This is a genomic window from Pseudomonas folii, from assembly GCF_014357575.1.
GTDB classification, from domain to species: Bacteria; Pseudomonadota; Gammaproteobacteria; order Pseudomonadales; family Pseudomonadaceae; genus Aquipseudomonas; species Aquipseudomonas folii.
In genome coordinates, this window is record NZ_JACONW010000018.1 from 1 (window position 1) to 25,934 (window position 25,934).

Genomic DNA, 25,934 nt, shown 5'->3' on the forward strand with positions numbered 1-25,934 from the left:
CGGGTATGCCGAGCGACAGCGAGGCACCCAGTGGTGGGGCAAGAGCGTTTTGCTTACTTTTGTCTGGGCCGGCTTCCGGATCCATCAAAAGTGAGGCGCTGTAAAAGCGCAACCAATAGTGGCCGTGAAAGCGGTAACGGATATGTACACAAAAATCCCGACATAGAAATTGATGCCGACACTTCGACCCCCAACTGTGCGTTCATCGGCCGCTTCGCCCTCTATTAGTGCAATAAACACGCAAATTGGTTAGGCTAGCCGCCATTTTGTGCATCGCGGGTCTCACAAGGAGCCGTTGCACAGCGGCTCGTCCTAAAAGGACCGGCATGAATTTCCCCCACTCAACGGGAAATCGCCCTCCAATTCCGATTCTGAAGTGTGGTTTTCTCAATGAAAGTGTTGAAAGGTCAGGACATCCTGGCACTGGGTTTCATGACGTTTGCCCTGTTCGTCGGGGCTGGCAACATCATCTTCCCGCCCATCGTAGGCCTGCAGGCCGGGCCGCACGTGTGGATGGCGGCGCTGGGCTTTCTGGTTACTGCGGTTGGCCTGCCAGTGGTCACCGTCATCGCACTGGCCAAGGTCGGTGGGGCAATGGATGCGCTGAGTAGTCCGATTGGGAAGGTCGCTGGCAGTGTTCTCGCCGCTGTCTGTTATCTGGCCGTCGGCCCGCTGTTTGCCACGCCACGCACAGCGACTGTCTCTTTCGAAGTCGGTCTCGCGCCCTTGACGGGGGACAGCGCGACAGCGTTGTTTCTTTACAGTCTCGTGTACTTCCTGATCGTGCTCTGGGTGTCTTTTTACCCAGGTCGTTTGCTGGACACAGTAGGGCGCTTTCTGGCGCCGCTGAAAATCATCGCGCTGGCGGTGCTGGGAATTGCAGCTTTCGCGCTGCCCGCAGGAGATATCGGTGTTGCTGAGCCAGCTTATGTCGCTGCGCCGTTTTCCCAGGGCTTTATCAATGGCTACCTGACCATGGATACCCTGGGCGCGCTGGTATTCGGTATTGTCATCGTCAATGCCATTCGTTCCAGAGGCGTTGAATCGCCGCAGTTGATTACCCGGTACGCGATCATTGCCGGTTTGATTGCGGGTGTTGGGCTGGCACTGGTTTATATCAGTCTGTTCCGTCTGGGCTCCGGCAGTCATGCCGTTGCAGCGGGGGCGAGCAATGGCGCGGCTGTGTTGCATGCCTACGTGCAACATACCTTCGGTTCGCTGGGGAGTGGCTTCCTCGCGGTGCTCATCTCGCTGGCCTGTCTGGTCACTGCTGTGGGCCTGACATGTGCCTGTGCCGAGTATTTCGCCAAGGTATTGCCGCTGTCATACAAGACTCTGGTGATAATTCTGGCGGCATTCTCGTTGCTGGTTTCGAACCTGGGCCTGACCAAGCTGATTCTGTTCTCGATTCCGGTACTGACGGCTATTTATCCGCCCTGCATTGTTCTGGTCGCGCTGAGTTTCTGCAAAAGCTTCTGGTACTCCCAAGGCCGTATGGTTGCGCCGGTGATGCTGGTCGCGTTTGTGTTCGGCCTAATTGATGCGGTCAAAGGCGCCGGCTTCACAGATTACTTGCCTCATGCCTTGAGCAATTTGCCTCTGAGTGAGCAAGGTCTGGCCTGGCTGATCCCTGCAGTCATTGTTCTGTGTGTCGCGTTTGTCTTTGATCGGGTTATCGGCAAGCGTAACGAGGCACTGGCCTGATCTAATGGCATGAGATAAACGTTCGGAAAAATATCGACAGGCGAGTGTATTAAACGTGTAACTAATAAAGCCCGCTCATGGCGGGCTTTATTATATGAAAAGTCGGGGAAACTTTTCGGCTTACTTGGTGGTCGCTGGATCTTGAGTCGTCTTGCCAGCTTCCTGAGCGCGCTGTGCGTCCGCTTCGGCATTCTTCTGAGCGGCTTCCTGACTTTCTTTGGCCGCGTCGTTCACTTTGTCCTGAGCCTTTTGCATCGACTCCTGAGATTCTTGAGCTGCTTTGTTCGCATCTTGTTGAGTGTTCTCGGATTTCTTGTCGCAAGCGGCAAGGCCCAAGGTGGCAGAGAGCATCAAGGCATAAGCTAAAGTATTGCGCATGGGGTGTTTCTCCTTATTGAATATCTACGAGCCTAAGAGCCCTGCGTGTTAAGTTAAGTTCCACCTCTTTTTTCGCGAATTGAATTTGTATGTCAGGCGCACAATCAAGGGCTGTGCGGCGCCAGGGTAACTTTAGATAAAAATATAAAACGGGTCGCACGCTTTGCGAGTGAAAGCCTTGTGTTTGAGCGGGTCGGGGGTTTTCTTTCCGCGTCGGGCTCTGCCAGGCATCTGCAGTGCAATGATTCAGTGTGGAAGCAAATGGCATCACGCAGGCGCTGCGTTATTCCAAGAAAATCATAGGAGGGCCGAATGCGGGCGTTGTGCATGTGTGCCTCAAGCGCACACTTGTCCTCTGTTTGAGCACGCTCGCCATTGATACGGATTGCGAATGTCGCGATCGCTGCTTCCCCTCGCTGTAGAGCTGATTGCCACAGCGCGAGCGCATTTCAAAATAGAAGACTTGTAGATCGAATCAGGCAGGCCCTTGAAATCCGAGACCCAGCCCCCACTTTGATGACAACCCGCCGCCAGACACCGGTTCCGGCTTGTGTCTGGCGGCTTATGCCATCTGATTGGAGTTTGATGACCATGAGTGTGGAAACTCAAAAGGAAACCCTGGGCTTCCAGACCGAGGTAAAGCAGCTGCTGCACCTCATGATCCACTCGCTGTATTCCAACAAGGAAATCTTCCTTCGCGAGTTGATCTCTAACGCCTCTGACGCCGTCGATAAACTACGCTTCGAAGCACTGTCCAAGCCGGACCTGCTTGAAGGCGGCGCGGAGCTGAAAATTCGCGTGAGCTTCGACAAGGAAGCGAAAACCGTCACGCTGGAAGACAACGGCATCGGTATGAACCGTGACGACGTGGTCACCCATCTGGGTACCATCGCCAAGTCCGGTACCGCTGATTTCATGAAAAACCTGTCTGGCGATCAGAAAAAAGATTCGCACCTGATCGGTCAGTTCGGTGTGGGCTTCTATTCGGCCTTTATCGTTGCCGATCAGGTTGAAGTATTCAGCCGTCGTGCTGGCACACCTGCCAGCGAAGGCGTGCACTGGTCTTCCAAAGGCGAAGGCGAGTTTGAAGTTGCCAACGTCGAGAAGGCCGAGCGCGGTACTCGTATCGTCCTGCATCTCAAGAGCGGTGAAGACGAGTTTGCGGACGGCTACCGTCTGCGCAACATCATCAAGAAATACTCCGATCACATCGCCTTGCCGATCGAGCTGCCGAAAGAATCCGCCGCTGCCGAAGGCGAAGAGGCTCCGGCTGTTGAGTGGGAAACCGTCAACCGTGCCAGCGCGCTCTGGACCCGTTCCCGTACCGATGTGAAGGACGAGGAATATCAGGAGTTCTACAAGCATGTCGCCCACGACTTCGAGAACCCGCTGAGCTGGAGCCACAACAAGGTCGAAGGCAAGCTGGAATACACCTCTCTGTTGTATGTGCCTGCTCGCGCGCCGTTCGACCTGTATCAGCGTGAAGCGCCCCGTGGCCTGAAGCTGTATGTGCAGCGCGTGTTCGTCATGGATCAGGCTGAGTCGTTCCTGCCGCTCTACATGCGTTTCGTCAAAGGCGTGGTCGATTCCAATGACCTGTCCCTGAACGTTTCCCGTGAAATTCTGCAGAAAGACCCGATCATCGATTCGATGAAGTCGGCGCTGACCAAGCGTGTCCTGGACATGCTCGAAAAACTGGCGAAAAACGAGCCTGAGCAATACAAAGGCTTCTGGAAGAACTTCGGTCAGGTCATGAAAGAAGGCCCTGCAGAAGACTTCGCCAACAAAGAGAAAATCGCCGGTCTGCTGCGGTTCGCCTCGACTCACGAAGAGGGCGGCGAGCAAGTCGTTTCTCTGGCCGAATACCTGGCTCGTGCCAAGGAAGGTCAGGACAAGATTTACTACCTCACCGGTGAAACCTACGCACAGGTCAAGAACAGCCCGCACCTTGAAGTCTTCCGCAAGAAAGGCATCGAAGTGTTGCTGCTGACCGACCGTATCGATGAGTGGCTGATGAGCTACCTCAGCGATTTCGACGGCAAAGGTTTTGTTGATGTGGCACGCGGTGATCTGGATCTGGGCAAGCTTGACTCCGAAGAGGACAAGAAAGCCCAGGAAGAAATCGCCAAGGACAAAGAAGGTCTGGTCGAACGTCTGAAAGCAGCGCTGGGCGAATCTGTCAGCGAAGTTCGGGTTTCCCATCGTCTGACCGACTCTCCTGCGATCCTGGCCATTGGCGAGGCTGATCTGGGCTTGCAGATGCGTCAGATCCTCGAAGCCAGCGGCCAGAAGGTTCCGGATTCCAAGCCGATCTTCGAATTCAACCCGGCGCATCCGCTGATCGGCAAGCTGGATGCCGAGCAGAGTGAAGAGCGCTTTGGCGACCTGTCGCACATCCTGTTCGATCAGGCTGCGTTGGCAGCCGGTGATAGCTTGAAGGATCCGGCGGCTTACGTGCGCCGTCTGAACAAGTTACTGGTCGAGTTGTCGGTTTAATATTCCGAGTCAAAGAAAACCCGCTTCGGCGGGTTTTCTGATTGTGCTCCACCCATTTGTCTTTCATTACTTGAGGAGTCAACGATGAGCAGCAACGTTTCTGTGCGTTCAGTGGTGTACCAGATCGACGGTCAGCCTTACGAGAGCCGTTTGGTATTCGACTCGGGTGACGCGTCGTCACGTCCCGGTCTGCTGATGGCCCCTAACTGGATGGGTGTTACTGAAGGCGCCGAGAAAATTGCTCAGGCAGTCGCAGAACAGGGTTATGTAGTGTTCCTGGCCGACCTTTACGGTCAAGGTACGCGCCCACAGAACAACGATCAGGCTGGCGCGGCGATGATGCCGCTCAAAGATGACCGTGCACTGCTGCGCAAGCGCATGCAGGCCGCTCTGGATCAATTGCTGGCCCAGACTGATGCGCCGGTTGACGCTGATAAAGTCGCTACCTTCGGTTTCTGCTTCGGCGGTTGCTGTTCTCTTGAGCTGGCGCGTACTGGCGCTAACCTGAAAGCAGCCGTGTCATTCCATGGCACGCTGGACACGCCGAACCCGGCTGATGCGAAAAACATCAAGGGTGCGGTATTGGTGCTGCACGGTGCTTCGGATCCACTGGTACCGAAAGAGCAGTTGCCAGCATTCGAAGCTGAAATGAATGCCGCAGGTGTGGACTGGCAATTGCTGAGCTACGGCGGGGCCGTGCATTCGTTCACCGACCCTCACGCGCAAACACCGGGCATGATGCAGTACGACGAAAAGACCGCCAAGCGCGCTTTCGTGTCGATGCATAACCTGCTGGATGAAGTGTTCAAAGGCTGACACGAGAGACTGAATAACGGTAGGAGCGAACTTGTTCGCGAGGCGATGTGCCTGAATACGCAGGCCCAACCTTGCGAACAAGTTCGCTCCTGCCGTGGTGTTACGGCAACTCAATCCTGCCAATCTCCCCCGGCACTGTTGGCCAGTCGCCACCTGCCCAGCGGGTTCTTGCCTGTTCGATCAGTGCCGTATCACTGGCGACAAAATTCCAGTTCATGCGTCGTGGCCCGTCCAGTGGTGCGCCGCCGATCAGTACCGCGTGGCACTCACTTTCCGCACACAGATTTACCATCTGCCCTCGCTCAAGCACGACCAGCGTTCTGGCTTCCAGCGGCTCGGCATCCACTGACGCTTCACCGCTGATCACGTATAGCGCGCGCTCTTCATGTTCGTCAGGTATCTGCAAGGTCGTCGCGGTTTGCATGTGCAGTTCGGCATACAGCGTCGGTGACAACACCGGGACCGGCGAGGTCAGGCAAAAACCAGTACCGGCAATCATCCTGATCTGAATACCAGGAGTGTCAGCAACCGGCAGACTGCTGGCCGGGTGATGACTGTAATGACCTTCACCTCTCTCGTGGCTTTTGGGCGAAGCCAGCCACACCTGCAAGCCGTGCATGCGCGAGCCGCTGGCCATGAGGTCGGCGGGCGTGCGCTCGATGTGGGCGATGGCTGCGCCTGACGTCATCCAGCTGACCTCTCCGGGGGCGACTTGCTGGTCGCTGCCGAGGCTGTCCTTGTGCAAAAGACGGCCCTCGAACAAGTACGTCAGCGTCGACAGGCCAATATGCGGGTGCTGGCGAATATCCATGCCTTTGCCCGGCGCGTAGTCCGTCTCCAGCATGTGATCGAAAAATACAAACGGGCCGACACTGCGGCATTTGGCCGAAGGCAAGGGGCGCAGGATTGGCTGGCCTTCCACGTTTTCGGCGCGGGGTTTGATGGTAAGCATCAGGCAGTTCTCGGCAGTCAGACCAGTAGGGTGCTGATGCTGATCTCGGCGGTGGTCATCAGCTTGTGAACGGGGCAGCGATCCGCGATACGGTGCAGTACCGTGCGCTGTTGTTCGCTGAGAGCCCCTTCAAGGGAGAGTTCGACGTTCAGGCGGTACTTGCCTTGTCTTTCTTCGTTGTCGTCGTGAGTGACCTTGACGGTGATGCCGGTCAGGGGGATGTCATGTTGCTTCGCGTACAGCTTGACGGTCAGTGTCTTGCACGAGGCCAGCGCCGCGTCGAAATAATCATGAGGGGAGGGCGCAGAGTTTTCGCCACCCAGCTCGACAGGCAGATCAGTAAACACCTCGTGTTGCTGGTTGATATCGATTTTGTGGCGAAACCCGTCAGGGCTAACGGTGCTGACGATGACAGACATGGCGGCCTCGGCTTGCAGGTAAAGGAAAATATCCTACCCGCATAGCCGTTACTCGGCCTATAAAATCGGTGCTCATAAAAAAGGCGCCTCGAAAGGCGCCTTTTTACACGACTGAAGCTGAATCTACAGCGAGGACGGAATTACTTGCCCTGCCAGCGCTTCATGACCAATGTCGCGTTGGTGCCACCGAAGCCGAAGCTGTTGCTCATGACCTGGTCGATCTTTGCATCTTCCTGGGTCTTGAGCAGGATCGGCATGTCAGCGACAACCGGATCCAGTTCGTCAATGTTGGCCGAACCTGCGATGAAGTTGCCTTCCATCATCAGCATGCAGTAGATCGCTTCGTGAACGCCTGCGGCGCCCAGGGAGTGCCCCGACAGGCTCTTGGTGGAGCTGATGGCTGGAGCGTTGCCTGCGAACACTTCACGCACGCCTTCCATCTCTTTGGCATCGCCGACCGGAGTCGAAGTGCCGTGAGTGTTCAGGTAGTCGATAGGGCCTTCAACGGTGGACAAGGCCATCTGCATGCAGCGGATTGCACCTTCGCCGCTCGGCGCGACCATATCGTAGCCATCGGAAGTAGCGCCGTAGCCCACGATTTCAGCGTAGATCTTGGCACCGCGGGCCAGAGCGTGTTCCAGCTCTTCAACCACGACCATACCGCCACCGCCTGCGATGACGAAGCCATCACGGTCAGCGTCGTAAGCGCGGGAAGCCTGTTCTGGAGTGTCGTTGCGCTTGCTGGACAATGCGCCCATGGCGTCGAACAGGAACGACTGGCTCCAGTGCTCTTCTTCACCACCACCGGCAAACACGATGTCCTGCTTACCCATCTGGATCTGTTCCATGGCGGTACCGATGCAGTGGGCACTGGTGGCGCAGGCAGAAGCGATGGAGTAGTTCAGGCCCTTGATCTTGAAGGGTGTGGCCAGACAAGCGGAAACCGTGCTGCTCATGGTACGCGTAACGCGGTATGGGCCAACGCGCTTGACGCCTTTTTCACGCAGGATATCCAGCGCTTCCATCTGGTTCAGTGTCGATGCACCACCGCTACCAGCGATCAGGCCGGTACGCGGATTGGAGACTTGCTCCTCGGTGAGGCCCGAGTCGGTAATCGCGTCCTTCATGGCCAGGTAGGCATAAGCTGCCGCGTGACCCACGAAGCGAAAGATCTTGCGATCGATCAGCTCTTCGAGGTTGAGGTCAATGGAGCCGGAAACCTGGCTACGCAGACCCATTTCGGCATATTCCGGATTGAAACGGATGCCAGGGCGGCTTGCACGCAGGTTGGCGGAGACGGTCTCTTTGTCATTGCCCAGGCACGAAACGATGCCCAGACCAGTGATAACGACGCGGCGCATGCGGATAACCCTTAGAAGTTGTCAGTGGAGGTGAAGACGCCGACGCGAAGGCCTTCGGCGGTGTAGATCTCGCGACCGTCGACAGTGACCGAGCCATCAGCGATGGCCAGGTTCAGCTTGCCCTTGAGGACGCGTTTGATCTGAATGTTATAGGTGACTTTTTTGGCGGTCGGCAAGACCTGGCCGAAGAACTTTACTTCGCCCGAACCCAGTGCACGACCACGGCCTGGCAGACCCTGCCAGCCGAGGAAGAAGCCAACCAGCTGCCACATGGCATCAAGGCCCAGGCAGCCCGGCATTACCGGGTCACCTTCGAAATGGCAGGCGAAGAACCACAGGTCCGGATTGATATCCAGCTCAGCGACCAATTCACCTTTGCCGTACTTGCCACCCTCTTCGCTGATGTGAGTGATCCGATCGACCATCAGCATGTTAGGGGCGGGCAGTTGCGCGTTACCTGGGCCGAACAGCTCACCGCGACTGCAGCGCAGCAGGTCTTCCCGGGTAAAGGCGTTATGTTTGGTCATGCGAGCTCCTCAATAATCTCGTGCGGCAGGGTGGGGCATCGTGTGCCCCGCAAGCCAGTCCTGGCCGGCTGACTCGCCAGGGGTCTGCCGGCAGCCTACTCATAGACTATTGCGTTGTAGTGAAAGTCACAGCACAAGATAAATGAAAGTACACTTGTGCACTGAAATTTGCCATCCAGCCGACCACCAGGGCCGATTTAGCGGACAAGACTGCCGCAATTTAACAATTATCGCCAGTCACAGTTGCCCGAAAGGGAATCCATTTGTGCAAAACCTGCTGTAAATCAGTACGTTTGAAGGGTTTCGCCAGGTAGTCGCTCATCCCTGCCTGTAAACAGGCGTCACGGTCACCCTGCAATGCATTGGCGGTCAGGGCGATAATCGGCACCTGACTCAGGCCGGGTAATTGTCGAATGTGGCGTGTGGCTTCGTAGCCGTCCATGACCGGCAGTCGGCAATCCATGAAAATCGCTGCATAGGGTGCACTGCCGGCCATGCTCACTGCCTGTGCGCCGTCTCTTGCTACGGCCACCTGATAACCCAGATTGTGCAGCATGGCGCGAATCACCGCGCAGTTGACCTCGTTATCTTCTACCAGCAAAACGTTACGTTGCTCACCATCGGTATCGACTGCGGATTCAGCCCGGTCTGGCGTATCGATGGTTTCGGGCAGAAGGGCCATCGGGATTTCCAGGCTGAACAGCGAACCCGATCCCTCTGTACTTTGTGCGCGTAGCGTTCCGCCCATGCGTTCGGCCAATGTGCGGGCGATGGGCAGACCCAGCCCTGTGCCACCGTAACGTCGGGAGATCGAGCTGTCCGCTTGCTGAAAAGCGTCGAACATTGATTCCAGGCGATCCTGATGAATACCGATTCCGCTATCACGGACGTGGCACACGAACAAAATGCGCCCCTCATCCAGCGATTCGTACTCAGCTTCAATGTCAACGCTGCCGCGTTCGGTAAATTTAAGCGCGTTGCCAATCAGATTGACCAGAATCTGCCGGATGCGGGTCGGGTCGCCCTGGACCCGCAACTGATCCAGCCCAGGCTGGATATGCAATTGCAGAGACAGATTGCGTTGCTGTGCATCGTGGCTGAAGGCCTGACTGGAGGTACTGACCAGATCCGCGACATTGAATGCGATGTTTTCCATTTCCAGCGAATGCCGCTCGAACCGGGAAAAATCCAGGATGTCGTTGATCACACGTAGCAGGTGTTCAGTGGATTCGGTGGCAAGCGCCGAATATTCGGCCTGCTCTTCAGTCATCTGCGTTGTTTCCATCAACTGCAGCATGCCCAATACACCGTTCATGGGTGTACGCAGCTCGTGACTCATCATCGCCAGAAAGTCCGACTTTGCGCCGTTGGCGCGTTCTGCTTCTTCGCGGGCCTGAATCAATTGATCGATGAAGCGCTGTTGCTCACGGCTGGCCTTGTCCAGGTTAGCCGCAAGATTGTTGATATGGCGCGCCAGATCACCCAGTTCCGCGTCGTCAGGTACGGGCAACGGTGTCCGGTAATCGCCTTGCTGGATCGCTTTGACCGCTTCGCCCATTGCACTGATGGGTTGCGAGAGGCTTGAAGCCAGGCGTCTTGCGAGAATGAACGTGAACAGCAACGCAAACAGCGCAAGAATCCCGGCCTTGAACAGGATTTCCTGCTGGCGCTCGCTGAAGGCTTCGTTGGACATGCCGACCAGCACCCGGCCCAGATAGTCCTGAGCGGCGCTGACAGTGTCCTCATGGTTGCCGAGGAAATCCTTGCCCAGCCTGATCTGCTGCGAGCGAATCGGCGCCTGAAAGATCTCCACCTGTTTGGGGGGCGCACCAGCGCCACCGGGCTGCTCGACGTACACCAGAACCTTATTAAGGCTGTCCTGAACTTCGATGAAGCGCACATGAGGCGTCGATAGCGTCGCGCGCATCAGGCTTTTCAGGACTTCGTCGTTGCCAACGATGACGCCATATTCCGACGCGGGCGCCAGCTGGTTGGCGATCAACTGGCCTGTGTGATTGAGTTCCTGGCGCAGATCCTGAATACGTACAAAGGTAAAGAAGCAGATCAGCAACAGCGTCAGCAGCAACGCGGGACCAAGGCTGATCATCTGTGTCCGGGTGTTGATGTCCCAGTGTCGGCCAACCTTCATGGGCGCTGCTCCGCCTGACTCACGCTGATAGTCGCTGCTGCATCGTCGATGGCGATGATGCCCAGTGACTGAGCCACGCGCGGATTGCTCATGACTTTGAAGTGTCGCGGATATTGCGCGCGCGGCCATTGCTCGGGCGCCTTGTCGAGCAGAGAGTCAAGGGTGTTCAGCCAGTCGATTTCATCGCTGTAGGTGCTGGCGAGGCTGCCCGCTTTGACAAAGGAGGCGTTGGGTCCAAACAGCGCCTGTTGATGAGCATAGCTGCTGAGCAACAGGTTCTTGGCGGTCCTGGCGTTGTAAAGGTCCGGGTCATCGAGTCCCAGTAACACGTCGCTGCGGATCAGCAGACGCTGCAATGACTGGTTTTCCGCGCTGGGTGTCCACGGCTGGGAAATGACTCGCAGCCCCATGGCGAGTGCCGCATGGCGCAACTCTTTGAGCAGGAACTGGCTTCGATTATTGAACAACACGCCAATCTGTCTGGCTTCGGGCAGTAGGTGCCGGATCAGCAGCAATTGGCGAGTCACCGGCGGATCGCTCCACAGCAGACTCAAGGTAGGCGGGCGCTTTTCACCCAGTCGCTCATGGGCCTGAATTCGACTGACGCGCAGTACCAACGTCCTCGGGCCTGCGCTGTCGCTCAGTCGCCAGTCCAGGCTAGCGGTGTCGAGCAGTACAAGGCGCGTGTGTTCGCTGATATTGCCGGGGGACGGCATTTTATCGGTTTCGACAAAGCGTATCTGGTCGTTCGGGCGGCGCTGGCTCAACTCGGTCACAAAGCTCTGAATGCCAGGGCTGGTTCTGGCGGCTGTCAGCAAAATATCGGCAGCCGACGCCATTGTGCAGTTCACCCACATGAATGCCGCGATTGCAGTGCAGCGCAGAAGTCTGCCCGAGAAAGCCATAGCCGTGTCCCTACTTGTTCGTCCGGTTACCGCACTATTCATGCCCGTCATGTTAACCGAGACACGGCTTATTGCCACGCGGGGTGTGGTTGGGTGGTTTTTGTGTACATATCCGTTACCGCGGTTATGGCTGATATTGGTTGCGCTTTTACAGCGCCTAACTTTTGATGGATCCGGAAGCCGGCCCAGACAAAAGTAAGCAAAACGCTCTTGCCCCACCACTCGGCACCTCGCTGTCGCTCGGTGTACCCGCCCGCAGATTCTGAACCGTGGGCCGCCGCAATGGGCCATCCATGGCCCGGTGCGGCTAACCCGGCATCCTTGCCGGGTTGCCCACGGTTCAGAATCTGCGTTCGGCCAGCGTGGTTTAACGGGGCGCCTCAGATCAAGATCAAAAGCGCGGCGGCCTGACAGCCGACCTGATTGTGTGACCTTACCGACACTTTGTAGGAGCTGCCGAAGGCTGCGAAGCGGTGTGTCAGACAACGAATGCGTTGGCCTTGCTGACGTCTCGCGAACAAGTTCGCTCCTACCGGTCCGGGGTGAAGCCGGTATATTCGCTTTGCTTTTGATCTGCTTTTGATTTTAGGCGCCCCGTCAAACCACGCCGGCCGGAATTCGATATTGCTGCGTGGGGCAAACCGGCAGGGATGCCGGTTTAGCCGCCTCAGGCCATGGATGGCCGGTGGCGGCGGCCCCACGCAGCAATGTCGGATTACGGGCATGCCGAGCCTAGGCGAGGCACCAAGTGGTGGGGCATGAGCCTTTTGGTTACTTTTGGGCTCCTTTCAAAAGTGACGCGCTGTAAAAGCGCAACCAATATCAGCCGTGAACCTAGAAACGGATATGTACACAAGATAACTGCACCATAGACGCACGCCTCAACAACCAAGAACCACCTGGCAATGAAGGTTGTCACTGGCCGCCATCGCCATGCTCCGTATAATGCCGCCATCGCCAGATGAGATGGCTCTAAATGGATGTCTTTATGACCACACAGCAACCTGTTGCGGTTCTAGGTGGCGGCAGCTTCGGCACCGCAGTGGCCAACTTGCTGGCGGAGAATGGTCGTCCGGTCCGTCAATGGATGCGCGACCCGGAACAGGCCGAGGCCATTCGGGTCAATCGCGAGAACCCTCGCTACCTCAAGGGCATCAAAATTCTGCCCCTGGTTGAACCCGTCACGGACCTGGCGGCCACGCTGGATGAATGCGAGCTGGTTTTCGTCGCCCTGCCTTCGAGTGCACTGCGCAGCGTATTGGCGCCGCATGTAGAGCGCCTGACCGGCAAAATGCTGGTCAGTCTGACCAAAGGCATCGAAGCGCAGAGCTTCAAATTGATGAGCCAGATCATCGAGGATATCGCGCCTAAGGCCCGCATTGGCGTGTTATCCGGCCCCAACCTTGCGCGGGAAATTGCCGAGCACGCGTTGACTGCAACGGTAGTCGCCAGCGAAGACGAAGACCTCTGTCAGCAGGTTCAGGAAGTGCTGCACGGCAGGACGTTCCGGGTCTACGCCAGTGCTGACCGCTTTGGTGTGGAGTTGGGTGGGGCGCTGAAAAATGTCTACGCGATTATCGCCGGTATGGCCGTGGCGCTGGACATGGGCGAAAACACCAAGAGCATGCTGATCACCCGCGCACTGGCGGAAATGACCCGTTTTGCGGTCAGCCAGGGTGCCAATCCGATGACCTTTCTTGGGCTGGCGGGTGTCGGTGACCTGATCGTGACCTGCTCTTCGCCGAAGAGTCGCAACTATCAGGTGGGTTTTGCCCTGGGGCAGGGCTTGAGTCTTGAGGAAGCAGTCAACCGGCTCGGTGAAGTCGCCGAGGGCGTCAATACCCTCAAGGTGCTCAAGGTCAAGGCGCATGAGCTGCAGGTGTACATGCCGCTGGTCGCAGGCCTGCATGCAATTCTTTTCGAGGGACGTACGCTGAATCAGGTCATTGAGCAGTTGATGCGTGCCGAGCCGAAAACGGATGTGGACTTTATCTCCATTACCGGTTTCAACTGAAACACTCATACCGGGAGAAGATCTTGAACGAGTCGAAAATCAAGCAAGACGAGTCCATTTTGCTGCGCATCCTCTGGATGGTGCTGTTCGTGGTGATCTGGCAACTGGCTGAACTGCTGCTGGCAGGCGTGGTACTGGTGCAATTGGGCTATCGCCTGATCTACGGTGCGCCGAGTGGCAGCCTGATGAATTTTGGTGACAGCCTGAGCCAGTTTCTTGCGCAGATCGGCCGCTTCGGCACTTTCCACAGTGATCAGAAACCCTGGCCGTTTGCTGACTGGCCGACCCCTCGTGCGCCGGAAGGTGAGACGCCACACAGTGTTCCACCTGCGGCGCATCCGGTTCGTGATGAGGAACCCAAACTGTGAAGCTATGGGTGCTGCGCCACGGTGAAGCTCAGGCACATGCGCGCAGTGACGCGCAACGCGAGCTGACAGGCCATGGTCGTGAGGAAGTGCTGCAAAGCGCAGCGCACCTGTTGAATAAGCCTCTGACGCGAATCCTCGCCAGCCCTTACGTGCGGGCGCAGCAGACGGCAGAGCTGGTGCGTCAGGCATTGGGCTTCAGTGAGTCCGTGGTTACAGTGCCCTGGCTGACTCCGGAAAGTGACCCGGGCAAGGTGCTTGGTCAACTGGACGCCTATGCCGCTGAGGATGTGCTGCTGGTCAGCCATCAACCTTTGGTGGGCTCATTGATCGGGCTTGCGGTGCATGGCAGTGTTCAGCAAGCGCAACCCATGAGCACAGCTAGTCTGGCGGAGTTGAAAGGGGAGTTTGCACTGGCCGGGGCGATGGAGTTGTTGAGCGTTCGGCACGTTTGATTGTTGCTATCCTGACAGTTGCTATTTTGACAAGAAATCGCTCTGTGCCCTGACACAGCGGACCTGCAAGAGCCGTCCCGGTGTCCCTGACACCGCGCTGTCTCTCTGCAAACGCAGGGCTATGCAGGAGTGAGCTTGCTCGCGATAGCGTCAGTTAATGCGATAAATTCGTTAACCATGAAATCGAATCGCGAGCGAGCTCACTCCTACAGGGTCCGTGTTCGCTTCGCGACAGCGCTGTGTGAGGGCAGAGAGCAATCTCCTACACAAAACATTCCATATCAGCTGATTGCAATCTGTTTGATAACGGCAAGGCAGATGAACTCCCGCGCTCAGTATTCGGGCGCTTCATGACAAGGATTGACTATGAGCCTGTGGCGCGAAACTCCGGACCTTGAGCAACTCAATGCCAACAGTAAAAACACCATTCTTGAACTGCTCGATATCCGTTTCGAGTCCTTCACCGAAGATTCCCTGACTGCCAGCATGGTGGTCGATCATCGGACTCATCAGCCTTACGGCCTGCTGCACGGCGGTGCATCGGTGGTACTTGCCGAGTCACTGGGTTCGTCAGCCAGTTACCTGTGCATCGATACCAGCAAGTATTTCTGCGTCGGCATCGAGGTCAACGCCAATCATCTGCGAGGCGTGCGCAGTGGTCGGGTTACGGCCGTGGCGCACCCGGTGCACATCGGTCGCACGACCCATGTCTGGGATATCCGTTTGACCAGCGAAGAAGGCAAGGCCAGTTGCATCTCCCGGCTGACCGTTGCGGTTGTGCCGCTAGGGCAGGAACCTCCAGCACGCTAGATGCCTGTTGTGCCGGGCATTGGCCGGATCGTCATGTGCGATGGCCGTTACGATCATTGCCGACTCAGCAACTCATTGCGCACAATCACCACTGATCGGCTCAATGAGTGCTTCGGCATGTCGCAACAGGTGTTCTTCGCTCACGCCAACGGTTTTCCGTCAGGCACTTACGGCAAACTGTTTTCCGCGCTGGCGCCGGACTATATCGTGAGCCATCTGGAGCAGCATGCTCACGACCCGCGCTTTCCAGTGGATGATAACTGGCTGAATCTGGTGGATGAGCTGATTCACCATTTGCGCGAGCAGCCCGAACCCGTATGGGGCGTGGGTCATTCTCTGGGCGGCGTATTGCACTTGCATGCGGCGATGCGCTGTCCGGAACTGTATCGCGGCGTCGTCATGCTTGATTCCCCGGTGCTGACTCTGGCTGATCAATGGATGATCCGTGCCGCCAAACGATTTGGTTTCATTGACCGCATCACCCCCGCCGGACGCACGTTGGGACGTCGCGAGGCGTTTGCCGATCTTGAGGCGGCGCGTCGTTACTTCGCTGGTAAAACCCTGTTCCGCCGCTTCGACCCCGAGTGTTTCGACGCCTATCTGCAGTATGGTTTGCAGAGCGACGGTGAACAGCTACGGCTACGTTTCGACCCTGCCACGGAAATCAGTATTTACCGCAGTGTGCCGCACACCAGCCCTGGGCTCTCCCGCCAGCTCAAACTCCCGTTGGCGATGGTGCGTGGGGAGCACAGCCGTGTCGTGATGCGCCACCATGCTCGTTCAGTCAGGCGCATGCCGCTGGGGGAATACCTGTCCATGCCGGGCGGGCACATGTTTCCACTCGAGCAACCGGAAGCGACAGCGCAGTTGCTCAAATCGCTGTTCAGCCGCTGGACCGCAGGCGCTGGCGTATGAGTCATTCTGTGGAAGAGGTTCGCCTTAGCCTGCCGCATATCGAATTGGCAGCCCACTTGTATGGTCCCGAGGACGGCCAGCCGGTGATCGCGCTGCATGGCTGGCTCGACAATGCCAACAGCTTTGCGCGTCTGGCGCCGCAACTCGAAGGCTTGCGCATCGTCGCCCTGGATCTGGCCGGGCATGGTCATTCCAGTCACCGGCCGCCGGGTGCGGGTTATGCACTGGCGGACTACGTTCACGATGTGCTGCAAGTCGCCGAGCAATTTGGCTGGCAGCAGTTTTCGTTACTCGGCCATTCGCTCGGCGCAATCATTTCGGTGTTTCTCGCCGGGGCGCTGCCCGAACGGGTTTCGCGACTCGCTTTGATCGATGGTCTGATTCCACCCATGGGCGAGGCCGATAACGCGCCTGAGCAACTGGGCAAGTCATTGCAGGCGCAACTGCGTCTGGTGAACAAGCGCAAGCCGGTTTACCCCGATCAGGAACAGGCAATCTGCGCACGAATGAAAGGAGCGGTCGCCGTTACCCGTGAAGCGGCTGAATTACTGGCCCAGCGTGGCCTGATGCCGGTGCCCGGTGGCTACACCTGGCGCAGTGACGGGCGGCTGACGTTGCCTTCGGCGATCCGGATTACTCGCCAGCAAGCCATGGCGTTCGTCGAGGCAATCCGCTGTCCGACACATTTGGTAGTAGCTTCTCAAGGGTTACTGGCGCAGAACGAGTCTCTGCTTTCAGGTCTGCCTTTCGAGGTTACGAGCCTGTCAGGAGGCCATCATCTGCATTTGAACGACGAAGCCGGGGCAGGCGCTGTTGCAGACTGTTTCAATCGCTTCTTCGCTGCGCCTTGACTTGCGCAGAGCAACTGTCGAGGCTGGGCGTGTTGAAACAGGAATCAATCATGATGGATCTATGTATCGCTACACCGTTTGAACTGCCCTTTAACGCTATTTCCCCGAATGTGCCGCGATGAGCGCGTCTATTGGTTTTACCCGCGCGCTCGGAGTGGCATTGTGTGCCTCTGCACTCAGCACGTCGCTATGGGCTGCGGACGTTCCCGGCAGCAGTGATCTGCAGATCGTACCAAGGCTGACCGACGCTGAAATTGTCGATTATCGTCCGGCTTCCGAGCTTGAACGCATCTATCCCATGGGCTCGATCCGCAAGATCAGCGGCCAGTTGCGCTTTGACGGTCAGGTCAGCGCCAGGGGCAATGTGACTGGCGTGACCTATCAGTTGCCTGCTGAACGTACTTCCTATGAAGCGTTCACTGCCGCACGTGAAGCCTTGCAGGCGCAAAATGCCGAGTTGTTGTTCTGGTGTCAGGCCCGGGACTGTGGTGAGAGCAGCCTGTGGGCCAACGAGGTATTCGGCAACTCCAAATTGTATGGCGCTGACGAGCAACAGGCTTATCTGTTGTTGCGTCTGGCGGAGCCCAAAGCCGACACACTGGTCGCTCTCTACAGCATTACCCGGGGTAATCGCCGAGCCTATTTGCATGTGGAGCAGTTCGACTCCGCTGCGCCACTAGGCGACCTGATGCCCACGTCCGGAACGCTGCTTCGGCAACTGAAAAGCACCGGCAAACTGACTCTCCCGAAACTGGTGGGTGCTCCTCAGGACGCGTGGCTGACGCTACTGTCCCGCGGCCTCAATCTCGACAGCAGCCTGCGTGCCACAGTATCCGGCCCGCAAGCCGAAGCATGGCGTCAGGCGCTGATCAGCAAAGGCGTACGAGCGGCACGTCTGGAAGCGGGGAGTGGTGATACACCTGGCCTGCTTATCGAACTGATTCGCTGACTGCAGTTCATACGCGGGTCCACGGCGAACACTGACGTCGTCACTGTTCGCCGTTATGCTTCACTTCTGATGTCCTGATCCTTCTTTTGGAAACTGCTCATGTTCAATAACGATCGCCTGTTGGTGCAGATCCTGCTCCTGGCGCTGCTCGGTGCCTGTGTCTGGGTGATGGCGCCATTCTGGTCGGCACTGTTCTGGGGGGCGGTGCTGGCATTTGCCAGCTGGCCGTTGATGCGGCTGCTGACACGCTGGCTCAATGGCCGCGAGTCCCTTGCGGCATTGATCCTGAGTCTGGGCTGGATGGTTCTGGTGGCCGCGCCGCTGGTCTGGCTTGGCTTCAACCTGGCTGATCACGTACGTGACGCGACCGCGCTGATCAAGGATATTCAGGTCGACGGTTTGCCTGATCCTCCCGGCTGGCTGGGCAGCGTTCCATTGGTTGGCGAGCGGCTGGTCGCCTTCTGGAACAGCATCGACGAGCAGGGCGCGGCAATGATGACGACCCTCAAGCCGTACCTGGGTCAGGTAGGTAACTGGCTGTTGGCGCGCAGCGCGCAGATCGGCGGCGGGATTCTCGAACTGACCTTGAGTCTGGTGTTTGTATTCTTCTTCTATCGCGACGGTCCGCGCCTGGCGGCTTTCGTGCTGCGTTTGCTGGAACGCTTGATCGGTGACCGGGCGCAATATTACCTGGATCTAGTCGCAGGCACCGTCCAGCGAGTCGTCAACGGCGTGATCGGCACCGCTGCTGCGCAAGCGGTGCTGGCCTTGATCGGTTTCCTGATTGCCGGGGTGCCGGGCGCTTTGGTGCTGGGCATCATGACGTTCATGTTCAGCCTGATCCCGATGGGCCCACCACTGGTGTGGATTCCCGCGACTGCGTGGCTGGCGTGGAATGGCAACTATGGCATGGCCGTCTTTCTGGCCATCTGGGGCACGTTCATCATCAGTGGCGTCGACAACGTCCTCAAGCCTTACCTGATCAGTCGTGGCGGTAACCTGCCGCTGGTGATCGTGTTGCTGGGCGTGTTCGGTGGTCTGCTGGCTTTCGGCTTTATTGGCCTGTTCATTGGCCCGACGCTGCTGGCTGTGGGTTATAGTCTGGTCACCGACTGGGCACGCAGTGAGCGCCCAGTCAGGACTTGATGTGAAGAAGCGTCACACAGTCTGCGGGAGGGCGGAGTCCGTCGCTCCTCCCGGACGCTCTGTGGCCCTTAGCGTTTCCGGCATTGCCAGCAGCAACAGCAGTGCTGCCGTGGCAATGGCCGCAAGGGTCAGAAACGCTGCGTTATAGCCCGCGTTCTGGACGATGAGTCCGGCCAGGCCGTTGCTCAGTGCCGCGCCCAGACCGAATATCGTGGATATGATCCCGAGGCTCACGCTGAAACGTCCAGTTCCCTGAGTCAGGTCCTTGACCACCAATGGAAACAGCGCCCCGAATAGCCCGGCACCGATGCCGTCTAGCAATTGCACGGCGACCAGCCAGAAAGGGTTATCGGACAGCACATAGAGCACGCCGCGAATCGGCAGAATCAGAAACCCAGCCAACAGCAAGGGTTTGCGCCCCCAGACGTCAGCCTTCGCACCTACCAGCAGCGCGACAGGCACCATGACCCATTGGGCTGCGACAATGCAGGCCGAGGTCAACGGCGTTGCCAATTGCAAATTCACCTGTGCCAGCTTCTGGCTCACCAACGGCAGCATCGCCGCGTTTGCCAGGTGGAAAAGGGCGCAGCAGGCGGCAAATAACAGCAGGGTTTTGTTACCCGCCAATGCTTTGAAGCCGGAAGGCTGAGCGCCGTTCTTTGGATCTCCATGACCCAGCTCACGGGCGACATCATGATCAATCGCCTTGGCTGACACGCAACTGACCGCGATGACGCTGGCAACAGCCATCGCCGCCATCAGATAAAACACTGCGATAGGGCCAAACAGGTACGCAAAGCCGCCAGCCAGCATCGCTGCGCAGGCGTTACCGGCATGGTTGAAGGTTTCGTTACGTCCTGTCCGCCGGGTGAATGCCTTGGGACCGGTGATACCCAGGGAAATGGCCGCAATGGCCGGGACAAATACCGACGCGGCGATCCCGCTGACTGCTTGGGTTATGGCGATCAGGCTGACTGAGGAAGTGAAGGGCAGCACCAGGCAACTGGCCGTCACCAACAGGGCTGCGATCGCGACCACAGCGCGTTTGTAATGAGTGCTGTCGATCAGTGCGCCTGCCGGTCCCTGGGTCACCAGACCAGCAATCGCCGCCACGGTCATGACAATGCCAATGCTCGCCGGATCCCAGTGGTGGACTGCCAGCAGATAAATAGCCAGATATGGCCCTAACCCGTCGCGGACATCGGCGAGAAAGAAATTCAGGGCATCCAGTGAGCGGTTGTTGCGGCGTTGGGTATGGGCGTCCACGGGATGTCTCGATTGGTCGATGATTGAGCTTTGAGCGGTGGTTATGAAAAAGGTTTGCTGCGCTCAGAATTTTCATAAGAGCGCAATATTTCGACGTGGGATCGGCTTTAGCCGGGAAAGCGGTGTTGCTGACGAGCTGATTTTGTGACCGTTCCGGCCTCTTCCCGGCTAAAGCCGGTCCCACGACGCATTGCGCCCACCAGTGGGGTAAGCCTCGCTCCAACACGAATGGCATTCCAGCCGGACAGCCTTGAATTCTTTGGAATTCCCGACAAAGTTCCACTGTCATACCGACGTTGGGCAATGATCTGCCGTGGCTGAACAACAAGCTTCAGCGACGTGCCAGGTGCTCGTTGGCATGGAACGGAGGAACCATGAGTCAGGCAGTCCTTGAGAGAGAAACCGATCGTCGACAACTGCAGAGCATTATTGGGGGCCTGTCGGACGGTGTGCTGTTGATCGAGCTGGATCAGAGCATTCTGTGGGCCAATGAGTCCGCGTTGGAGATGCACGGCGTCAAACACGTCAAGGAACTGGGTCGTAACGTCCGGGAATATGCATCACGGTTCCATCTGCGATACCGCAACAACCATCCACTGGCGCTGGACAATTACCCCATCAGCCGGATCGCCCAAGGGGAATCCTTCAGCGATGTCGTGGTGGAAGTCAGGCCGACGGGCAACGATGAAAAATGCTGGGTGCATCGAGTGCGCAGCATGGTGCTGGAAGGTCGCTCCGGTGAGCCCGAACTGATGGCGCTCATTATCACCGATGCTACCGAACTGGCCAGCGCCGAGCAGCGTTTCGAACGTACATTCGCGGCTAACCCGGCACCGGCGGTTATCTGCAGGCTCAGCGATTTGCGCTACATCAAAGTCAATCAGGGTTTTCTGGAGATGACCGGCTACACCCGCGAGCAAGTCATCGGGCGCTCAGTCTATGAACTTGACGTTCTCGAGAATGCAGAGCGTAAAGACCTCGCCATCGAGCGGCTCAACGACGGCGGAACCATTCCGCAAATGCAGGCCGAGCTGAGGCTGCCCGACGGCGGCAGCAAACTGGTGATCGTCGCCGGACAGCCGCTGGACATCAGCGAAGACGACTGCATGCTGTTTTCTTTCATGGATATGGAGCCCCGCCGCAAGGTCGAGACTGCATTGCGCCAGAGCGAAGAGCGCTTCGCCAAAGCCTTTCGCCTGACCCCGGTGCCGACGCTGGTGTGTAACGCCGAATCGCAGTTTTTGGTTGAGGTGAACGATGCCTTCATTAACACCACCGGTTTCACCGCGCAGGAACTGACCGGGCGATCTGTCGAGGAGCTTGGCTTCATTGACGACCCGAAAAGCTGCGAACAGATATTCGAGGTATTGAAGAAGACCGGCAGCATTGAAGGTATGGAGCTCAAGGTGCGCAAGCGTGGTGATGAGGTCATCGACTGCGTACTGTCTGCCGATACTGTCGTGATTCAGGGTATCTCCTGTTATCTGCTGGTGCTGATGGACATCTCGGAGCGCAAGCGATCCGACCTGGAATTGATCGCGGCCATCGAAGAGGTCATGCAGGACGCTTCCTGGTTTGCCCGCTCGTTGATTGAAAAGCTGGCCAACGTGAAGAAAGGCAAAGCCCCGCAGTTGCCAGGCTGTTCGTTGACAGACCTGACGGCTCGGGAAAAGGACGTATTGGGCTTGATCTGCGAAGGCCTGGCCGACAAGGAAATCGCGGCACGTCTTAAGCTCGCGCCCAACACCGTGCGCAATCACGTAGCGACCATGTATTCCAAACTTGGTGTACACAGCCGCGCTGAAGCTATTGTCTGGGCAAGGGAGAGGGCACTCTTCACCAGTGATGGCCGCAAGCCACTGCACTAGATTGGTGGTGCGAATGCACTAGTGCTACCAGTGCAAATTCGTCTGTTTATCTCGGCGCTGTTTTCTTTACCCTGACGGTCCATTTCTGGACCTTGTCAGGGGCAGCAGTTGCAGACTTTTAAGAGCTCGCAAGTACAAGGTGGCCGGCAATGAGCTGGCTGTCGCAGGTCCGTCAGGAAATCGAAGGCAGCTTTGAGCCCTTGGCATGCGAATGCGTCATCAGTGCAGACGCATCCCTAAGCGTACGCATTTATGATCGAGAATCAGGACGCGTTGACCTGATGGTCATCGGCATTGCGCTGGATCAGGTTAAAACCCAGCACGACGTGTTGGCGCTTATCAGCGAATTACGCGATGAGCTGGGTAGTGTCGGAATGAACCCACTTGATGTTGCTCCCTCTTCACAGGCTTGAGTTCCAGGGAATCGGTTCGCGATTGGGTTGCTGGTCAGTGGTACCCAAGCCGACCATCTCGTCATAGACCGCGGGCTGGACGAGGAACAGCGGTACTTCAGGCACGCCCTTCAGGTTTTTGCGTGCCTCTTCCAGTGACGCGATATGCAGCGTGCTGCCCTTGGCATCGATGATAGGGTGGGATTTGCCATCCTTCATCGCATGCATGACGTAGGACCCTCCCTCCATCGTGACCAGATGGACCGCTTCAATTTCGCCTTTCTTCACCTGATCAGCCAATTTACCCAGTTCCATGATGTTACCTCTTGAACATTGGCGGACGATTGCCTGCCTGCTCAGGTTTGAGACAAATGCGCGGGTCAAGTTCGGACCTCGCCGATTAGTGGTCGTCAGTTGACAGCAATGCAGGGTTTGGAAAATTAAAAAGCTGACTGTTTGATCAGTGAAAGTTTTTATTACTGTTATTTTTTAGCGGCTTACGCACACACCCCATCACAGATTTTTCCCGTCCCAATACATTGTTTCTTTCAGCCAGCTTTCAACGTGCCGAATAATTTAATACGGGTGAGGTGTTCCAACTAATGCGAGTAAACAGTGTGCTGCTGCAATTTTTAAGATGACCTCAAGCTTAATTTTTAATGGCCGATAGTTTCACATTGAATGCTAATAGATCTGAAACGGAAGCCTGTTAATGAGAAACCTCAAGGTATCGGTGCGCGCAACACTCAGCTTTATGTTTATCGCTATTCTGCTGGTTGCGCTGGGGGGGATCTCAGTATGGAAAATGGGAGAAATCCGCGCGATGGCTGCGGATCTGGAGAAGGACGCGCTGGCCAGTATCGTGGTCGCCGACCGGATTAACGCCGCCATGCTGCGCTTGCGCCTTGAGAACCGCCGACTGGTTTCCCTGACCGATCCGGAGGCAATCGCCGCGACCGTCAAGACCATCAATACCGTCCGTGATGAGCTGAGAAAGCAGATCCAGACGTACGCCCCTTTTGTCGCCAGTGACAGGGAAGGCCAGCTATTCAAGGCCGTTTCTGAAAATTCTGAAAAAATGCTGGTCGCTTTTGATGGGGTTTCAGCGCTTGTCAGTCGAGGCGCATCTGCCGAGGCACTGGCGTATATAGCCAGTAATGTGACGCCGGTTACGCGGCCTCTGGAAGAGGCAGTGGCCGGGCTTGTTCAGATGAATATCGACGAGGCGGGCGAAGCGGGTAAAGCGTCCGAGGCTTCTTATGACAGTGGCTTGATGTTTGTCATTTTTATTATTGTCGCCGCCGCACTGGCAACTATCGTGCTAGCGGTGTTATTTACTAAAAGTATTGTTGTGCCTTTGCGCGACATGTTGCGGGTCAATGACATGATCGCCAAAGGCGATCTGCGCACTACAATTACGATCACCGGCAAGGACGAGTTTGCCGACCTCCTGCGCTCTACCCAACAGATGCAAAATAACCTGCGCGATACCATCAAGCTGATTGGCGATTCAGCCACCCAACTGGCCTCGGCGTCCGAGGAAATGAATGCGGTCACTGAAGAATCCAGCAAAGGGTTGATGCGCCAGAACACCGAAATCGACCAGGCGGCAACGGCGGTCAATGAAATGACGGCGGCTGTTGACGAGGTCGCCCGTAATGCGGCTTCGGCGTCTGATGCCGCCAAGGCTTCTGATCAGGCGACTCGGACCGGCGCTTCGCGGGTTACCAGCACCGTCACTGCCATCGAGAGACTCAGTCAGACCGTGCAGAACACCAGCGGTGACGTGCAGCGTCTGGCGGTACAGTCCAAGGACATCAGCAAGGTGCTGGACGTGATCCGCACCATTGCCGAGCAGACAAACCTGCTGGCCTTGAACGCAGCCATCGAAGCGGCGCGGGCAGGGGAGCAGGGTCGAGGCTTTGCTGTCGTCGCCGACGAGGTGAGGGCGCTGGCGCATCGTACTCAGACGTCCACGCAGGAAATCGAGCAAATGATCGGTGACATTCTCAAAGGCACCGAGCAGGCCACCAAAGCCATGAGTGAGAGCTGTGAGCAGGCGCAAGGTACATTGGGTGTGGCTCATGAAGCGGGCGCGGCGCTGACATTGATTGCCAAAGCCATCAATGAAATCAACGAAATGAATCAGATGATCGCCACCGCTTCGGAGCAGCAGGCCCAAGTGGCTCGTTCGGTAGACGGCAACCTGATGAGTATTCGTGACCTGTCCATCCAGAGCGCGACGGGCGCTCATCAGACCGCAGCGGCGAGTTCCGAGCTGTCGCGTCTGGCGGCTGACATGAACAGGCTGGTGGGACGGTTCGCCCTGTAATTTTTCAGGCTGGGAAAGCTGTAGCGACGCAACAGTCGCTACAGCGCGTTCGGTCGGTGTTCATGATCCCTGTTTCTCATACGCTGCACGCAAGCGCTCACGGATATTACTCAAGTGGCGACGCATTGCGGCCTTGGCACCGTCTGAGTCCCGGTTGGCAATGGTGGCATAAATGTCGTGATGTTCCTGACGCAGCCTGGCGCTGTAATCCTTGATGGCCGTGTTGGCCAGCGCTGCCGAGTTGAGGCGGTTACGCGGAATGAGCGTCAGGCCCAGATGTTCGGTGATATCAGCGAAGTAGCGATTGTCGGTGGCCAGGGCAATTTGCTGATGAAAATCAAAATCAGCGGCTGCCGCTTCGGCCCGGCTCACAGTCGGGTCCTCAATGATGCTTAGCGCCTGTCGCATACGCGCCAGTTGTTCCTCGGTTCTGCGCAGGGCGGCGAAGCCCGCAGAGTCGACTTCGATCCCGATACGCAACTCGATGACTGCCATGACGTCGCTGAGCGTGCGGTCTGCCTGAGGATCGATTTGATCGACTCGCTGCCGAACCACAAACGTTCCGATGCCGTGCCGGGTTTCCACCAGTCCGTGGGATTGCAGGTGCGAAATAGCCTCGCGCACTACCGTACGACTGACGCCGTGCTCCTGGGTAATGTGTTTTTCGGGCGGGAGCTTGTCGCCGACCTTGAGCTGACCGTCTTCAATCATGCTGGTCAGGATGTTGACCAGCGCCAGTGTCAGATTACGCGGACGTCTTATGGACGGATCGCTCTCTGCCGGTTCGAAAATCGGGGTGGGATTCATGGTGTTCCACCTGAGGAAATACGTGCCTTGCAGGGGGCCGAAGGATCTTTCCGGGCG

Annotated in this window: 24 protein-coding genes; 14 read left to right on the forward strand and 10 right to left on the reverse strand. The window is 57.2% G+C overall.

The genetic code is table 11. The features are described from left to right. Positions 1 to 390: 390 nt before the first annotated feature. Entirely contained in the window at positions 391 to 1,704 is a 1,314-nt protein-coding gene (brnQ, locus tag H8S59_RS06240; protein WP_095096952.1) for a branched-chain amino acid transport system II carrier protein, read from the forward strand. Between the two features lie 120 nt (positions 1,705 to 1,824). Here brnQ and H8S59_RS06245 read toward each other — a convergent pair whose 3' ends face one another. Further along, the gene (locus H8S59_RS06245) at positions 1,825 to 2,082 is read right to left on the reverse strand and encodes a hypothetical protein (protein WP_087267897.1); all 258 of its coding nucleotides are present in this window, start codon (positions 2,080 to 2,082) and stop codon (positions 1,825 to 1,827) included. Positions 2,083 to 2,673: 591 nt separating this feature from the next. Here H8S59_RS06245 and htpG point away from each other — a divergent pair. Both htpG and H8S59_RS06255 read left to right on the forward strand, forming a co-directional pair. Then, entirely contained in the window at positions 2,674 to 4,578 is a 1,905-nt protein-coding gene (gene htpG, locus H8S59_RS06250; protein WP_187520842.1) for a molecular chaperone HtpG, read from the forward strand. A gap of 84 nt (positions 4,579 to 4,662) precedes the next feature. Continuing rightward, complete coding sequence (locus H8S59_RS06255; RefSeq protein ID WP_187520843.1) at positions 4,663 to 5,394, forward strand: dienelactone hydrolase family protein; 732 nt, start codon at positions 4,663 to 4,665, stop codon at positions 5,392 to 5,394. 100 nt (positions 5,395 to 5,494) lie between these two features. Here H8S59_RS06255 and H8S59_RS06260 read toward each other — a convergent pair whose 3' ends face one another. The 6 genes from H8S59_RS06260 to H8S59_RS06285 all read right to left on the reverse strand — a co-directional run bounded on the left by H8S59_RS06260 (position 5,495) and on the right by H8S59_RS06285 (position 11,707). Next, positions 5,495 to 6,346, reverse strand: a complete 852-nt coding sequence (locus tag H8S59_RS06260; RefSeq protein ID WP_187520844.1) for a pirin family protein — start codon at positions 6,344 to 6,346, stop codon at positions 5,495 to 5,497. Between the two features lie 17 nt (positions 6,347 to 6,363). Next, a complete protein-coding gene (locus tag H8S59_RS06265) occupies positions 6,364 to 6,765 on the reverse strand; it encodes an OsmC family protein (RefSeq protein ID WP_187520845.1) in 402 nt (133 codons plus the stop codon). 140 nt (positions 6,766 to 6,905) lie between these two features. After that, positions 6,906 to 8,126: a beta-ketoacyl-ACP synthase I gene (gene fabB / locus H8S59_RS06270; RefSeq protein WP_095096940.1), complete on the reverse strand. Its 1,221-nt coding sequence runs from the start codon at positions 8,124 to 8,126 to the stop codon at positions 6,906 to 6,908. Positions 8,127 to 8,137: 11 nt separating this feature from the next. Beyond that, positions 8,138 to 8,653, reverse strand: coding sequence for a 3-hydroxyacyl-[acyl-carrier-protein] dehydratase FabA (gene fabA, locus H8S59_RS06275; RefSeq protein ID WP_187520846.1), 516 nt, complete (start codon positions 8,651 to 8,653; stop codon positions 8,138 to 8,140). Between the two features lie 220 nt (positions 8,654 to 8,873). Beyond that, positions 8,874 to 10,802 carry a response regulator gene (locus H8S59_RS06280; RefSeq protein WP_187520847.1) on the reverse strand — a complete coding sequence of 643 codons (1,929 nt, stop codon included), beginning with the start codon at positions 10,800 to 10,802 and terminating at the stop codon, positions 8,874 to 8,876. Then, positions 10,799 to 11,707 (reverse strand): ABC transporter substrate-binding protein, encoded by a 909-nt coding sequence (locus H8S59_RS06285; RefSeq protein WP_187520848.1) that lies wholly within the window; start codon positions 11,705 to 11,707, stop codon positions 10,799 to 10,801. Before H8S59_RS06285 ends, H8S59_RS06280 begins: the two co-directional genes overlap by 4 nt. A 988-nt stretch (positions 11,708 to 12,695) precedes the next feature. On the opposite strand from H8S59_RS06285, the gene H8S59_RS06290 reads away from it, so the two are divergent. The 8 genes from H8S59_RS06290 (at position 12,696) to H8S59_RS06325 (ending at position 19,212) form a co-directional block, all read left to right on the forward strand. Further along, on the forward strand, positions 12,696 to 13,721 hold the full coding sequence (locus H8S59_RS06290; protein ID WP_095098687.1) for an NAD(P)H-dependent glycerol-3-phosphate dehydrogenase: 1,026 nt from the start codon (positions 12,696 to 12,698) through the stop codon (positions 13,719 to 13,721). Between the two features lie 23 nt (positions 13,722 to 13,744). Continuing rightward, entirely contained in the window at positions 13,745 to 14,089 is a 345-nt protein-coding gene (locus H8S59_RS06295) for a DUF4389 domain-containing protein (RefSeq protein ID WP_027897936.1), read from the forward strand. Further along, the gene (gene sixA, locus H8S59_RS06300; RefSeq protein WP_187520849.1) at positions 14,086 to 14,541 is read left to right on the forward strand and encodes a phosphohistidine phosphatase SixA; all 456 of its coding nucleotides are present in this window, start codon (positions 14,086 to 14,088) and stop codon (positions 14,539 to 14,541) included. Before H8S59_RS06295 ends, sixA begins: the two co-directional genes overlap by 4 nt. Positions 14,542 to 14,907: 366 nt before the next feature. After that, on the forward strand, positions 14,908 to 15,351 hold the full coding sequence (locus H8S59_RS06305; protein ID WP_095098693.1) for a hotdog fold thioesterase: 444 nt from the start codon (positions 14,908 to 14,910) through the stop codon (positions 15,349 to 15,351). 117 nt (positions 15,352 to 15,468) lie between these two features. After that, positions 15,469 to 16,266 (forward strand): alpha/beta fold hydrolase, encoded by a 798-nt coding sequence (locus H8S59_RS06310; RefSeq protein ID WP_187520872.1) that lies wholly within the window; start codon positions 15,469 to 15,471, stop codon positions 16,264 to 16,266. After that, positions 16,263 to 17,117 (forward strand): alpha/beta hydrolase, encoded by an 855-nt coding sequence (locus H8S59_RS06315; protein ID WP_187520850.1) that lies wholly within the window; start codon positions 16,263 to 16,265, stop codon positions 17,115 to 17,117. Before H8S59_RS06310 ends, H8S59_RS06315 begins: the two co-directional genes overlap by 4 nt. A gap of 118 nt (positions 17,118 to 17,235) precedes the next feature. Continuing rightward, entirely contained in the window at positions 17,236 to 18,066 is an 831-nt protein-coding gene (locus H8S59_RS06320) for a DUF4892 domain-containing protein (protein ID WP_187520851.1), read from the forward strand. A 99-nt stretch (positions 18,067 to 18,165) separates the two neighbouring features. After that, the gene (locus H8S59_RS06325; RefSeq protein WP_095098702.1) at positions 18,166 to 19,212 is read left to right on the forward strand and encodes an AI-2E family transporter; all 1,047 of its coding nucleotides are present in this window, start codon (positions 18,166 to 18,168) and stop codon (positions 19,210 to 19,212) included. A 12-nt stretch (positions 19,213 to 19,224) separates the two neighbouring features. Here the strand turns inward: H8S59_RS06325 and H8S59_RS06330 are convergent, their stop codons facing one another. Continuing rightward, positions 19,225 to 20,478 (reverse strand): MFS transporter, encoded by a 1,254-nt coding sequence (locus H8S59_RS06330; protein ID WP_187520852.1) that lies wholly within the window; start codon positions 20,476 to 20,478, stop codon positions 19,225 to 19,227. A gap of 374 nt (positions 20,479 to 20,852) precedes the next feature. Here H8S59_RS06330 and H8S59_RS06335 point away from each other — a divergent pair, with 374 nt between their 5' ends. Next, positions 20,853 to 22,346, forward strand: a complete 1,494-nt coding sequence (locus H8S59_RS06335; RefSeq protein ID WP_187520853.1) for a helix-turn-helix transcriptional regulator — start codon at positions 20,853 to 20,855, stop codon at positions 22,344 to 22,346. A gap of 149 nt (positions 22,347 to 22,495) precedes the next feature. Then, the gene (locus tag H8S59_RS06340; protein WP_095098711.1) at positions 22,496 to 22,759 is read left to right on the forward strand and encodes a DUF1652 domain-containing protein; all 264 of its coding nucleotides are present in this window, start codon (positions 22,496 to 22,498) and stop codon (positions 22,757 to 22,759) included. Here the strand turns inward: H8S59_RS06340 and H8S59_RS06345 are convergent. Next, positions 22,748 to 23,053 (reverse strand): DUF6482 family protein, encoded by a 306-nt coding sequence (locus H8S59_RS06345; RefSeq protein ID WP_095098714.1) that lies wholly within the window; start codon positions 23,051 to 23,053, stop codon positions 22,748 to 22,750. The genes H8S59_RS06340 and H8S59_RS06345 overlap by 12 nt on opposite strands. A 397-nt stretch (positions 23,054 to 23,450) precedes the next feature. On the opposite strand from H8S59_RS06345, the gene H8S59_RS06350 reads away from it, so the two are divergent. Next, positions 23,451 to 25,070 (forward strand): methyl-accepting chemotaxis protein, encoded by a 1,620-nt coding sequence (locus tag H8S59_RS06350; RefSeq protein WP_187520854.1) that lies wholly within the window; start codon positions 23,451 to 23,453, stop codon positions 25,068 to 25,070. Between the two features lie 60 nt (positions 25,071 to 25,130). Here H8S59_RS06350 and H8S59_RS06355 read toward each other — a convergent pair whose 3' ends face one another. Next, on the reverse strand, positions 25,131 to 25,877 hold the full coding sequence (locus H8S59_RS06355; RefSeq protein WP_095098720.1) for a FadR/GntR family transcriptional regulator: 747 nt from the start codon (positions 25,875 to 25,877) through the stop codon (positions 25,131 to 25,133). Positions 25,878 to 25,934 lie beyond the last annotated feature (57 nt).